Raw genomic sequence first — 13,496 nt, 5'->3', positions numbered from 1 at the left:
TAGAATGCCTTTCATGGACGGGATGTGCTTTCGGCGGGCTGAACGGAGTGCTGGCCCGCGTCCTGCGCACGTTTCTGCTCCTCGATCAACGCCGGCAGGTTGCGCTCGATCAGGCGGCGTGGATCGTACCAAGACTGCACGGAGTCTAGCAGCTGGCGGAAAGGTGCGTTGATCCGCACGTTGAAGACGAGCGGCAGCTTCGCAAGCCGACGGATCAGGAAATTGGACTTGGTCCCCTGCCCCTGGCTGAGTCCCGAGAAGCTGATGTCGGTGATCATCTCGCCCGCCAATGGGCCGTTCATCCTGATATCGAGGTTGCGATAGTCGAGCGACTTGAGTGCCTGGAACGCCATGTTTCCCCAAGTGCCGAGATCTTCGCGCGAAACCTCGCCGACATAGGCGATGTGCCCGCCGGCGCGGGCGCGCAGCTCGCCGCCTTCGATCCGGCCGCCGGTCGCATCGAAGATCATCGGCAGCGTGCCGTCGAAGGTGCCGGTGGCATCGAGATTGTCGAATGCCATTTCCTTGAGGAACAGGGCGGCGTCGACACCCTTCACCCGGAAGGTCATCCGGCGCTTGCCCGCCTCGTTGAAGTCGAGCGTGGTCGGCTCGAGAACGAGCTCGCCCCCGGCGAACGGCCAGCGCGCGCCCTCCACCCGCACCCGGCGGCTGTCGAGCAGCTGGTAGCGGAACACGCCCTCGCGCACCGGCACGCCGGGGTTGATCTCCGCGACCGTCGCCAGCTGCCCCGGCGCGGTCCGCGCGTTCAGCAGGTCGGTGAAGTTCAGCTCGGTGGTAAGCCCCTGCACAGGGCCGAACGCGGCCGCCAGCGCGACGTTGGTGGCGGTGAAGCGGCCGGTGCTCGTCACCGTCTCGCCGGACCAGACGATCTTCCCCGAGCCCGCAATCGTACCATCGACATCGGCGATCACGCCCAGAGTCAGCGGCGTCAGGTCGATCGGCTGAAGGCCGTCGGTCTTGAAGCGGAGGCCGGGCACGTCGAGCAGCGCCTGCCCCTCGCCCTTGCCGAGATCATGGGTGATCGAGACCTTGGCCACCTCGGCCGGCTGCTTGGTGCCGATCAGATCGGCGTGCGCCTCAATCCGGTTGCCCTGCAGCGACAGCCGGCCTGCGGGGGCCAGCAGCGGCTCGAAGCGCGGGCTCGGCTCGGCATCGGAAAGGCGGAAGCTGCCGAGCAGCGAAAGCCCGCCATCGGCGATCTCCCAGCTGCCCTTGCCCTGCGAAAGCACCAGCGGGACGGCACCGATCTGCCCGCTCAGTGCATCGAAGCTGCCGCCCATCGCCTTCGCGAAGGTGCCACCCAATTGGCCGATATCGAGGCGCGTAGGGCGGTCCGTGTCCATCCGCACGGCAACGCCGGTAAGATCGAAGGCCTGCCAGGCGAAATCCACGCGCGCATCGCTGGCGGCGAGGCGCAGCGGATTGCTCCCCATGCTGCCGGCCAACGCAATCGCGCCGGTCCGCAGACCGCCGGTGAGGCGCTTTCCGTTCCAGGCCAGCATCGCCTGCCCCGTCGGGCACAGACGCTGGCGATGGCCGCGCAGCACCATGCCGGAGGCGGTGATCCGCGCGAAACCAAGCGTCTCGCATGTCGGATTCACCAGGACGCTCCGGCCGTTCCAGCGCGCGACCAGCGGCACCGAGAGGTCGTCGACCCGGCCACTGCCGATCAGGCCCGACAGCGTCGCGACGGTGCGGGCCGACCCCGCCCCGCCCCGCAGGGTGAAGATGAGGTTCGACAGCGCCAGCCGCGCCCCGCCCGCCGCATAGGGCCGCAAGGTGCCGCTGCCCTGCAGCTGGTCGCTGCCGGGGCGCTGGAGGAGGTCGAGCGCAAGGTCCGGCATCCCCCCGCCGCCAAGCGATAGCTGCCCGGCGAGCGCCACCGCCCCCTTGGGAAAATCCAGCACAGCGCCGTCCCCGCCGGCAAAGCGCACGCGCGCACCGGAGCGCGCCGCAAGGTTGACGGCGTTAACGCGGAGCGTAGCGCCGCGCCCCCGGGTGGCGACCCCGAGCGTGGCCGAGGCGTCGAAGCGTCGCCCCGCGGCGTTTACCGCTGAGGTAAGCTTCGCGGCCAGCGGCCCGATGGGCGTACCTGCTATTGCGTTGCGATAGCCACCGATCTGCCCAAGCGTCCTGCCAGAAACTGCCGCATCCCGCACACCGATGCGGCCATCGAAGGCCGTCACCGTGCCGACGGCATATCGCCCGGACGCGTCGACGATCCGGGCGTTGGCCGCGTCGGTTCTCGCATCCCACCCCTGCACGGTGACCGCGCCCGTCGTTCGGCTTCGGTCTCCGGCAAAATCCAGCCGGGCATTGCTGCGACCAAGGCTGCCATAGGCCGAGCGAAGCGATGCCAGCCCAAGCATCGCATCGCCATTCCAACCGGCCAGCGCGGCATCGAGCGTTGCGTGTACCGTGCCGCTCGGCTGGAGGGCCTGGATGTCCCCACACGCCAAACGTTGCGCCGCCAGCGGCCCGGTTATGCTGGGCGCGCCCTTGCGGATGCGGACCTGCATCTCGGCGCCGAGGCCAACCAGATCGCAGTTTCCGAAACGCAACTGCGCCGACGTCGCGCGAATCGCGCCGACAAATCCGTCGGTCAACAACCCCTTGCCGCGCAGGCCGAGCACGATCCGCCCGGCGTCGCTCTCCAACCGCAGCCGAGCGTCCCCTACATCGACGCTGAGCCGCGGCAGGGAAAAGGGCTTGCCGGATGGCGGGGGCATCAGCCGGTCGAGCGAGCCGAGCGACAATGCGCCATCGACGATCCGTCCTTTCACACGAACCGTCCCCGCCTTCGCCACCAGCAGGTCGGCGCGCCAGGGATAGATGGCGGTGCGCAGCTCTACCCAGTCGGCGGTGAGGTCGGGGTTATGCGGGTCGCCGATCGAGACGTTGGTAAGCCGCTGGCGCCAGGGGGAAAGCTGCACGATCGTGTAGCGCGCGGGCACGCCGCGGCGTGCCAGTTCGCGGTCGAGGAACCCCTGTGCAATGGTCCGCCGCTGCAGCCAGACCGTCGCCACGCTCGCCGACACCAGCACGAGCAGCGCCACCGCGACGCGACGCCGTCGCTTCGCCCGCGCTGCTGCACTGCTTCGCCACGCCTCGGCGTCGGTGTCGGTGTCGTCTTCGCTTCGGTTCACGCCCGCTCCAGCCGCCTGACCGTGCGGCCCCTAGCCATAGCTCTCCGATCCTGCAAAGGTTCCTCGCCGGCGCTCAGGCGAGGTCGCGGGTCATCTCGACCATGGTGCGGTGGAAGCCCGCGGAGCCGAACAGCGCCTGCGCCTCGACATTGCGCTCGGCAGTGAACAGCACGAGACGGGGCGGCGCATGCGGCGCCAGCGCCGTCATGGCTGCGTCGAGCAGCGCGCGCCCGATGCCCTGTCGCCGATGGTCCGGCGCGACGATCAGGTCGTAGATCACCCCCGCGGGCCCGCGCAGCGCCATATAGTCGCTCCCCTCGATCCCGGCATAGACATAGCCGAGCACGGTATCGCCCGTCGCTGCCACGCGCAGCACGGACTCGGTGCGCTCGATCTGCCGGACGAGGAAGCCGCCATACAGTTCGGGCGTCTCGGCCGTCGGCGCGATGAAGCGGCGCGCGTCGAAGCCGTGGTGGACCGCGACCATCTGGGCGCCCAGCTGTCCGAGCTGCGCCCGGTCCGCCGGCACCGCCGGACGGATGGCGAAAGGTGCGGAGGAAACGTCGATCAAGAATTTTCTCCCGGGCCATGGATCTCGGCGCCTTCGCCCCCCTGGAACAATGCTGCCAGCTCCTCAAGGTCGAGATCACGCTCGAGATTGTGCAGCACCTCGTCCTCGATCTCGCCTTCGCGGTGCAGGCGAAGCAGCTCTTGGCGGCCCGCCGCCACGGCCGCCAGCACGATGTCGAAATGGGCGCGGATACCGGGCATGTAGCTGCTGGCATCGCCGGCATAGCGTTCGGTGACATGGTCGCGCTTGCGATATTCCTCGAGCAGACGCGGATGGATGAGAGTTCCCTGCGCGTCATAGGCCCGCGCCTCCACCTCAACGCGCTTCGCGCGGGCAATGGCGGCCTCGGCCTGTACCAAGGTGACGTTGGGGGGCGGATCGCGGTCCTGCGGTGCGATCCGGTGGATCAGCAAACCCAGGCTGGCACCCTGCAGTACGACGGTGGCAAGGATCACCGCGAAGGAAGCCACCAGCATCAGGTCGCGCCCGGGCATGTCGTTGGGCAGCGAAAGCGCGACGGCAAGCGTGACGACGCCGCGCATTCCCGCCCAGGACAGGATGGTGGCTTGTCGCCATCCGAGCGGCCGCGCCTGCCAGATCCCGGCCCGCTTGAGCGTGCCGAACAGCAGCTCGCTGCCGAACACCCACACGAAGCGGGTGATAAGCACCGCAAGAACAACGCCGATCACCGGCAGTGCCATCGAGGTGAACACCCGTTCCAGCCCGACGCGATCGAGCACCCCGCGCAGCGAGAAGCCGATCAGGATGAACACCAGCGCCTCCAGGCTGAATACCAGCGTACGCCAGAAGGCGCTGCCCTGCATCCGCACCCGTGCCGGCAGGACTTCGTGCTGATACCAGCCGAACACGAGCCCGGCCGCGACCACCGCGATCACCCCGGAGACGTGCAGTGCCTCGCCGGCAAGATAGGCAGCCCAGCTGAGCAGCGTGGCGGTGGCGACGATCAGCGTCTGGTCCGGCAGTCGCCGCAGGATGAACTTGCCGCCGAACCCGACCGCCGTGCCGACCACCACGCCCCCGATCGACAGCAGCACGAAGCTGGTCCCCGCATCGAGCGCGTTGAAGCTGCCGGTGAGCGTGGCAGCGACGGCGAAGCGGAACAGCACCAGCCCGGTCGCATCGTTGATCAGGCTTTCGCCTTCCAGAAGTGCCTGCAGCCGGCGCGGCAGCTTCACCCGCTGCAGCACCGAGCGCGCGGCCACCGCATCGGGCGGCGAGACAATCGCGCCGAGCGCGAAGCATGCGGCCCAGGGCAGCCCCGGCACCAGCAGGTGCAGCACCAGCCCGACCACCAGCGTCGTGAACAGCACCGCACCGACCGCCAGCGACAGAATACCCGGCAGATGCCGCCGCAGCCGGCCGAACGCGGCATAATAGGCGCCGTCCATCAGCAGCGGCGGCAGAAACAGCACCAGCACCAGCTCAGGATCGAGCGACACCTTCGGCAGGTTGGGCAGGAACGCCAGCGCCCCGCCCCCCAGCAGCAGCGCGGCCGAGGGCAGGAACGCCAGGCGTTCGGCGATCCAATGCAGCGCAATCACCGCTGCGAACAGCACAAGGACAAGCTCAAACGTATCGACCGGATGCATCTTCTTCCCCCAGCGGTCCGCATCGCGGCCGTGACCTATAGGCACCGCAGCGCGATAGGTTCCGAGCCCGAGGCTAACCGCTGCACCCGCATGCGGCAAATTCGCGCTATGCCGCGCCCCGCACCCTGCGCAGACCAAGCCAGTGTCGCACACCCGGCAGACGCACCAGCACGAGCCGCTCAACCGACAGCACGACCAACAGGCTGATCCCCATCAGCGGCAGAACCAGCCCCAAGACGAGAACGAGCGCGAAGAACGCCAGTGCTGCCGGGCGAGCCCCGCTGGCGCGCGGTGCGCCCAGCACGCCTTCGGGCCGCCGTCGCCACCACAGCACGACGCTGCTCACCGCGAGCACGATCAGCCCCAGCGCGGTCAGCAGGTTGAGCAGCTGGTTGAGCCAGCCGAACGCCTGCCCCTCATGGATCGCCACGCCATAGCCGACCAGCCGGTCGACCAGCCGCCGCTGGGCGAAGTCCTTGCGCGAGAGGAGCTTGCCGGTTGCGCCGTCGAGGGTCAGGTCGGTGCGCAGCGGGCGGTTGGCGGCATCGGACTTGGCGGTCCAGGGCTGGCCGGGGCCGGTCGGCGGCGAGACCAGCACGGGCGTCGCCAGCCGCAGCGGGCCGAGCGTGGCGATCAGCCTGTCAAGCGGCACCAGCGACACCGCCGGATGCGCCATCGCCATGCCGTGATGCTCGGCATGTTCGCCCATCATCGCGCGGGTGCCTGCATCGGCGGCCGCGCGCTGGCGGAGCTCGTCGGCACGGCCGGTGGTCCAGTCCTGCTTGACCGGGTGGCCCTCCACTACCCCGCGCACCGCCTTCAGATAGCCGCCCCAGCTCTTTGCCCAGGGCAGCCCCGAGACGAGCAGGAACAGTGCGAAGGCGGAGACCCAGATGCCGGTCACCGCGTGCAGGTCCCGCCAGAAGCGCCGGCCGCCCGCGTTTAACCGCGGATAGACGATGCCCCCCAGTCCGCCGCGGCGCGGCCACCACAAGAACAGGCCGGAAAGCAGCATCACGATCGTCCAAGAGGCGGCCAGCTCGACGAGGAAGGAGCCCAGCGTCCCAGCGAGGAGCTCGCCGTGCAACCGGAACACCACCCGCATCAGCCGCTGGTCCTCGTCGACCGTCTTGAGCACGGCCAGCGTCTGGGGATGGACATAGACGCGCGTCTCGTCCGTCCCCTTGCCGACGATGATTTGCACCGCCTGACGATCGGTCTCGGGCAGCTGGTAGCGGTGAAGCACCGATCCCGGCACCGCCCGCACCGCCGCCGCCGCCTGGTCAGCGGCCGAGGCGCGCGGGCCGGTGACGGCGAGATCGGCATAGGGCGCGTCGATCAGCGCCTCCACCTGCGGGCGGAACAGGTAGATCGAGCCGGTGACCGCCAGCCACAGCACGAAGGGAATGCAGAACAGGCCGGCGTAGAAATGCCAGCGCCACACGGTTGCGGTGTTCGGCCAGTGCCGACGACGGGCGTGTTGCATGGTACCCTCCCCCATCAGAACCGGGCCTTGACGCCGGCATAGACCGTGCGCGGCTGCCCGGCGTAGACCGAGCCGGTAGTGTTGGCGAGCACCGATGCCGGGTTCTCCGTGCCCGAGGTCGCGAGGCTGTTCGCAATTACCGAGGCGGCGCCGACAGTGGTGACGTCGAACAGGTTCTGCACCGAGGCGTAGAAGCTCAGCCGCGACAGCGGCCCGCTTCCCTTGGGCGGGTCGTAATGCAGGTTCAGGTTGACCAAGGTCGCCGAGGGCATCGCCAGCAGGTTGCTGTTGTCGACGAAGAAGCGATCGCGATAGCCGAGCTCGGCAAAGCCGCCGAGCCCGCTCAGCGGCCCGGCGGGCTGGTCATAGCCCAGCCGGGCGTTGACGAAGTTCGGGATCACACCGGGGATCGCCTTGCCGTTGCGGTCGAGGACCGTCGACACCGTGCCCGCGGTCAGACGCTCCTGGAAATCAGTGTAATATTGGTCGTTATAGCTGTAGCTCGCATCGAGCTTGGCGCCGGGCAGCAGCCCCGGCAGCGGCTTCCAGCTCACCCCCAGCTCGACGCCGCGATGCACCGAGCGCGGCACGTTCGAGGTGTAAGCGAGCAGGTTCACGCCGGCCGACTGGCTGACCAGCTCATTGGTGAACCATTCGTAATAGCCGGTCAGCTCGGCCTTGAAGTTGCTGCCCAGGGCCACCTCGGCGCCGAGGTCGACGCCGGTGTTGCGCTGCGCCTTGAGGCTGGCGTTGTTGCCCGCGACGCCGGCAGCCGAGACGAACAGATTGCCGGCCTGCGGGATGCCATAGCCCGTCCCCACCCGCGCATGCAGCCGCACCGCATCGATCGCCTGCCAGAACAGCGCCACCTCGGGCGCGACGTTGGTGAAGTGGCGATCGGCGGGGATATAGGCGAGCACCGGGTTGGCGCCGACGGGGTAGCTATAGGCGGTCTGGCGGACGTCGAGGATCGAGCGCTCGGCCCCGATCCCCGCGATCGCCTGCAGCCGCCCGGTGAGCTGCAGCTCCTCGCGGGCGCGCACCCCCAGGTTCCGCACGTCGCCGAATACCGTCTGGGTCAGCGCGCCGAAGCCGTTGCGGCCGGCGGGGGTCTTGTTGAAGCTGTAGCTCTGGTTGTCGAGATAGTTGTAGAACACGCCCACGAAGCTGGTGGAGTCCATCCCCGCGATCCGGCCGTGATTGGTCACGTCCAAGGTGAGGTTGTAGCTATCGAGCGTGCCCTTGAACGGCGTTGCGCTGGTCGGCTGGTTGACCACGCGGCTGTCGAAGGTCGCCTGGGTGCGCCAGGTGGTGTTCGACCCAAGGTCATGCTCGTAGCGGGTGCCGACGATCGTCCGGCGATCGTTACGCGCGAGATTGCCCTCGTCCGCGGTCTGCGCGATCCGCGCCCCGTTGGTGCCGTTGACCAGCACCGAGATGGTGCCGCAGCCCGGCACCGCGCTCGCCGCGGCCGCGCAGCCCAGCTGATAGGGGTTGGTCAGATACTGGTTGTACGACAGCCGGGTCGAGAGGCGGAAATCGCCCTCGTTGTAGATCAGCTTGACCGCAACCCGGTCGCGGCTGCCCAGCTCGAACCTGGCCAGCGCGTTGAGCGTGCCGGTCTCGTAGCCGGTATGCCCCGTGGCACCGTCGCCGCGGACATAGCTGCCGAACACCGCGATGTCGTGGCCGGAGGTCGCATGCCCGATCGTCGCGTAGAGATTGGCATAGCCGTCGCCGCCGGCGTCGAACCCGGCTTCGACGCCTTGGATCTCGCGGCCCGAGCGGGTGCGGAAATTGACGGCGCCGCCCAGCGCATAATTGCCGTAGCGGGCGGAGGAAGGGCCGCGCACGACGTCGACCGCGCCATATGCATGCGGGTCGGTCAGGTCGAAGCGGGCGAGGCCGTCGGGCTGGGTGACGGGGAAATCGTCCTCGAACACCTGCAGGTTGCGCGCGCCGAAGCCGTTGCGCGCATTCGAGCCGCGCACCGAGACGCCGACGTCGCGCGGGCCGTTGCCCTGGGTGACGGCGATGCCGGGCGAGAGCCGGACGATGTCGGCGATGGTCGTCGCGGGCGTGTTGCGGAAGGCGGCGGCGTCGACGGTGGTCACCGTCTGGCCGCGCACCTGCGTGGTCAGCGACAGCGCCTTGCCGGTGACGAATATCTCGTCGGTGCCGGGCGGCATGGCTGCCACGAGTGCGGCCTGTGGCTTCGGTGCGGCGGCATCGAGCCTCGCCAGTTCGGCATCGATCGCCGCGCGCTGCCGAAGCAGTTCGGCGCGGCGCGCCTGGTCATCGGTTTGCGCGGACGCGGCCGATGCGCAGAGAGCGGCCGATGCGCAGAGAGCGGCCGAAACGGCCGCCGAAAACAAGTGCTTGGACATGAAATCTTCCTGATCCGGGCGCGCCCGCACAACCGCGCGAGCGCCACAAAGGGCAACGGAGATCAGGCGGCGCGCGGGGGTCCGCGCAGGGGGGGCCGAAGATAAACGCGAACGATCGCAGGCAGGATCGTCGCGGTGCGAATGGCGCGTTCGAGGACGAAGGCGATCGCCAGCGCGAGCAGCGTCGGGTCGACCGCCGCCAGGCCCGGCATCGCCAGTCCGGCGAAAGCGCAGGGCATCTCGGCCTTGGGCTGGTGTTCGTCGGGGCTCGACGGGTGTTCCTTCATCGGCATTGCCATCGCCATCGGCATCGGCCCGTATCCCGAGCAGAAGCCCAGCACTACCGTACCGCCGCGCTGCATCGGCATGAATCCGGCCGGCAACACGGCCTTCATCAGCAGCGCCGCTGCGATGATGCAGCCACACAGCAGGCGATGTTCCAGCAGAAGGCGGCGCACGACGAACACGGGCTAAAGACCTACCCGGCTCGGCCCGACTTGTCGAACGGTTCTACGGGAGGCCTAGGCAGGGTCGGCTGCAGAGGGCCTCGAATAGGTGGTACCCGCCAGCGCCGCATCGACACCGACCATGCCCCTGTCGATCAGGTGCAGGAAAATGTGGTTCGCAGCGTTCAGATCGGCCTTGGCCGAGAACAGCTTATGTGCCTCCATGAAGGCGATAGTCCACGCCGCTGCGATCAACCCGGCAGCGAGGTGCGCGTCCGGATCGTCTTTCGTGGCCCCCACATCCTCGACGAGCGCCGCCGCCAGCATGTCGATGAAGTCGTCGCGCATCTGCCGCGCCCGTGCCTTCAACGCCTCGCTGCCGAGCGCCGTCTGCACGAAGCGACAGGTGACGTCGAACAGCGGAAAGGCCGGATCGGGATCGTCGATCAACCGATGCGCCAGGGCATGCAGCGCCTGCAGGGGGGACGTACCGCGCGCCCGCTCCCGGAGCGCGGCAAGGGCGGCATCGCGGATGGCGTCCTCGCGATCGAAGAACAGATCTTCCTTGCGCGGGAAATGGTTGAATACCGTCATCCTGCCCACGTCCGCCGCCTGGGCGATCTCGTCGATCGTCACCCGGTCGAAGCCGCGTTCAAAGAACAGGCGCGTCGCGACGTTGGAAATCGCCTGGCGGGTCATCTGCCGCTTGCGCGTGCGGCGTTCGACGGCGGGTTCGGGCATGACTTGCTTTCTGTACTCAGTATATTTATGTACTAGGTATAGTTCAATGCCTAGCGAGGGTATCGTGTCCGATCCAATGCGTGTTTTGATCAGTGGTGCAAGCTTTGCCGGGCTCGCCACGGCGTTCTGGATGACTAGGCTCGGCTACCGGGTGACGATGGTCGAGCTCACGTCCGGCCTCCGTCGCGGCGGCACCCCCGTCGACATCATGGGCGAGACGATCGACATCCTCACCCGCATGGACCTGCTCTACGCCGTCATGGCGAAGACGCTGGCGCCGCGGGGCTTCGCGTTCAAGGACGAGGACGACACGACGCTTGGCGGCTTTCCGGCGGACGCGGGCGAGCAGGATCCGGCGCAGGCACGGTACGAGATCCACCGCGACGATCTGCTCGACATTCTGTTCGCGGCGGTCGACGGCACGGTCGACCTGCGGTTCGGCCGCTCGATCCGCCAGTTGTCCGAAAGCCCAGCGGAAGTGACAGTCACCTTCGACGATGGCGTGGAGGAAACCTATGCGCTCGTTCTCGGCTGTGACGGCAACCGCTCCAACACCCGCGCGCTGGCGTTCGACGATGCCGAAACCGCGTCCTACTTCATGGGCGGCTATTTCTACCTGCGCGTGGTGCCCGAGACCGGCCTGCTGCCGGGGGACACCTCGCAGCTGTTCAGCGTCCCCGGCAAAAGCGCGATGCTCAACGGCTATCACGACCGCACCGACATCTGCCTCGCCTTCCGCGCCGGCCGGCCGATCGACTATGACTTTCGCGACAAGGCGGCGCAGCGCCGGCTGATCCACCAGCAGTTCGACGGGCTCGGCTGGAAGGTGCCGGCGATGCTCGCGCACGTCGATGCCGAGGGCGATTTCTACTTCGATCAGGCCAACCAGATCCGCATGCAGCGCTGGTCGAAGGGCAGGATCGCGCTGGTCGGCGACGCCGGATACTGCGTTTCACCGCTGGCGGGCATGGGCGGATCGATGGCGCTGATCGGCGCGGCGCATCTGGCCGATGCACTCGCCCGCCACCCCGGTGACCACAGCGCCGCGTTCGACGCCTATGAAGCCGGCCTCCGCCCGTTCGTGGAGCAGGTCCAGCAACGGGCGGCGACGACCGGCATGTCGATGCTGTTTCCCGCCGACGAGGCCGAACTGGCGGAGCGCAACCGCCAGCTACGCGAAGGAACGATCGCCCTGTAGCGGGCGGGGGCTCAGCCCCTGCTCTCGATCCATTCTGCAGCCGCCGTCAAACGGGCACGTACGCGCTCCGGCCCCATCACGCTCATCACCTCGAACAGGTCGGGCGTGTTGGGCTTGCCGGCCAGCGCCAGACGCAGAACGCCGGCAATGGCACTGAACTGGCCCTGATAGCGCTCCGGCTCGGCCTTGTAGGCCTTGCCGTTCGCCGCATAGCCATGCTTCTCGCCGATCGCTCGGACCCATTCGAGCCACGCATCGCGATCCACCGCCGGATCGAACCCCTCCGCCACTTCGCGCAGGATCGCAGCCAGGCCGGGTGCCAGCGCATCCCACAGCGGCTGGTTGGCCGCGTCGCGCGGCACGAAGAGATCATCGAAGAAATAGCCGGTGTCGCTCGGCACGTCCGACCATTTGACGATGTCCTTGCGCGCCCGCGCCGCGCCGCGCTCGATGTTCAGGATCGCCCGGACATAATCGGCATTCGCGGAGAGCCGCTCGGCGAAGGGCTGGTCGTGGACCTGCGCCCAGGCGAGCGCCGCGTCATAGACCTGGGCCGCGGTCATCGCCCCGATCACCTCGCGGCTGATGCTCGACAGCTTGACCAGATCGAACAGCGCGCCGCTGCGGTTGAGGCGCTCGACCTGGAGCGGGAAGCTCTCCGAATCCGCCGTCGGATTGGCCTTGCGCCAGTCCTCGAACTTGCCGTCGGCGAGGTTGAGGAGATACTCGATCACCGCCTGGCGCGGATAGCCTTCAACCGAATACCAGTCGACCGCCGCTTCCGGATCGTGACGCTTGCTCAGCTTGCGACGCGACGAGCCGACATTCTTCTCGATCGGCGCGATGTGCGCATAGCGGGGGCGCTGCCAGCCGAGCAGATCGAACAGCTGGGCGTGCACCGGATAGGAGGACAGCCACTCGTCGCCGCGGATCACGTCGGTGGTGCCCATCAGGTGATCGTCGACGACATGGGCGAGGTGGTAGGTCGGCAGACCGTCCGCCTTGAGCAGCACGATGTCCTGGTTGTTCGCGGGAACGTTGAGCTTGCCGCGGATCAGGTCGGGCAGCTCGGCGCGGCCTTTGCCCTCGGCCGCCGGCGCCTTGAGCCGGATGACGAAGCTGCGGCCTTCGGCGAGCGCCGCCTGGACGTCCTCCAGGCTGCGGTTCCGCCAGATCGCCCAGCTGCCATAATAGCCGGGCGGGATCTTGCGCAGATTCTGCTCGGTGCGCATCGCCTCGAGCTCCTCGGGCGTGGCGAAACAGGCATAGGCATGGCCGCGCACGAGCAGGTCGCGCACCACGCTCTGGTAGAGTTCCTGGCGCTCGCTCTGGCGATACGGGCCATAGGCGCCAGTCTCGGTGCCGGCCAGCGAGGGGCCCTCGTCGAACGCGATGCCGAAGTCGTTGAGCGCGCCGAGGATCAGCTCGACCGCGCCGGGCACCTCGCGCTTGCGATCGGTATCCTCGATGCGAAGGTAGAACAGCCCACCCGACTGGTGCGCGGTGCGCTCCGAGATCAGCGAGACATAGAGGCCGCCGATATGGATGAAGCCGGTGGGGCTCGGGCCGAACCGCGTCACGCGCGCGCCTTCGGGCAGCGACCGCACCGGATAGCGCTGGTGGATTTCGTCCATCGACAGCGTGGCCGACGGCGTCAGCACGTCGAGGGGAAGCGCAGTTTCGGAAGTTTGATCGGTGGTCGATGACACGCGCGGAGACTTTCAAGGGATTTCGGTTGCGGCGCCACGTCGATCGACGGGGCCTATGCTGCCTCCTATCGCCTTCTCCCCCGGACGGGAAGTGGGCTGGCAACCAAAGGGCGACGTTGGCGGCCGCTGTGGCCCGTGCCCCTCCAGGCGAGCAAGGCGCTGAACGCGCCCGGCGCCAAGA

The 13,496-nt window shown here is 68.2% G+C and carries 9 protein-coding genes; 1 reads left to right on the top strand and 8 read right to left on the bottom strand.

Translation table 11 applies throughout. The features are described 5' to 3' along the window. Positions 1–11: 11 nt before the first annotated feature. From RT655_RS18710 to RT655_RS18680, 7 genes are all read right to left on the bottom strand, one after another. Positions 12–3,167 (bottom strand): YdbH domain-containing protein, encoded by a 3,156-nt coding sequence (locus tag RT655_RS18710; RefSeq protein WP_313539917.1) that lies wholly within the window; start codon positions 3,165–3,167, stop codon positions 12–14. Between the two features lie 73 nt (positions 3,168–3,240). Next, positions 3,241–3,738 carry an N-acetyltransferase gene (locus RT655_RS18705; protein WP_313539914.1) on the bottom strand — a complete coding sequence of 166 codons (498 nt, stop codon included), beginning with the start codon at positions 3,736–3,738 and terminating at the stop codon, positions 3,241–3,243. Beyond that, a complete protein-coding gene (locus tag RT655_RS18700; protein WP_313539911.1) occupies positions 3,735–5,393 on the bottom strand; it encodes a Na+/H+ antiporter in 1,659 nt (552 codons plus the stop codon). The genes RT655_RS18705 and RT655_RS18700 overlap by 4 nt, the downstream gene beginning before the upstream one ends. Before the next feature lie 61 nt (positions 5,394–5,454). Next, positions 5,455–6,834 (bottom strand): PepSY domain-containing protein, encoded by a 1,380-nt coding sequence (locus tag RT655_RS18695; RefSeq protein ID WP_313539908.1) that lies wholly within the window; start codon positions 6,832–6,834, stop codon positions 5,455–5,457. 14 nt (positions 6,835–6,848) lie between these two features. Beyond that, positions 6,849–9,221 carry a TonB-dependent receptor family protein gene (locus tag RT655_RS18690; RefSeq protein ID WP_313539905.1) on the bottom strand — a complete coding sequence of 791 codons (2,373 nt, stop codon included), beginning with the start codon at positions 9,219–9,221 and terminating at the stop codon, positions 6,849–6,851. Positions 9,222–9,283: 62 nt separating this feature from the next. Beyond that, positions 9,284–9,679: a DUF2946 family protein gene (locus tag RT655_RS18685; protein WP_313539902.1), complete on the bottom strand. Its 396-nt coding sequence runs from the start codon at positions 9,677–9,679 to the stop codon at positions 9,284–9,286. Between the two features lie 63 nt (positions 9,680–9,742). Next, a complete protein-coding gene (locus tag RT655_RS18680; protein ID WP_313539899.1) occupies positions 9,743–10,408 on the bottom strand; it encodes a TetR/AcrR family transcriptional regulator in 666 nt (221 codons plus the stop codon). A gap of 76 nt (positions 10,409–10,484) precedes the next feature. Between RT655_RS18680 and RT655_RS18675 the strand changes: the two genes are divergently transcribed. Next, positions 10,485–11,606: an FAD-dependent monooxygenase gene (locus RT655_RS18675; protein WP_313539897.1), complete on the top strand. Its 1,122-nt coding sequence runs from the start codon at positions 10,485–10,487 to the stop codon at positions 11,604–11,606. A gap of 11 nt (positions 11,607–11,617) precedes the next feature. Here the strand turns inward: RT655_RS18675 and RT655_RS18670 are convergent, their stop codons facing one another. Continuing rightward, on the bottom strand, positions 11,618–13,315 hold the full coding sequence (locus RT655_RS18670; RefSeq protein ID WP_313539894.1) for a glutamate--tRNA ligase: 1,698 nt from the start codon (positions 13,313–13,315) through the stop codon (positions 11,618–11,620). Positions 13,316–13,496 lie beyond the last annotated feature (181 nt).

Origin of the sequence: Sphingomonas sp. (assembly GCF_032114135.1) — a bacterium.
In the GTDB taxonomy this organism is placed as follows: Bacteria; Pseudomonadota; Alphaproteobacteria; order Sphingomonadales; family Sphingomonadaceae; genus Sphingomonas.
Note: the sequence above shows the minus strand (reverse complement) of the source record. Positions and strands in the feature narration are given on the sequence as shown.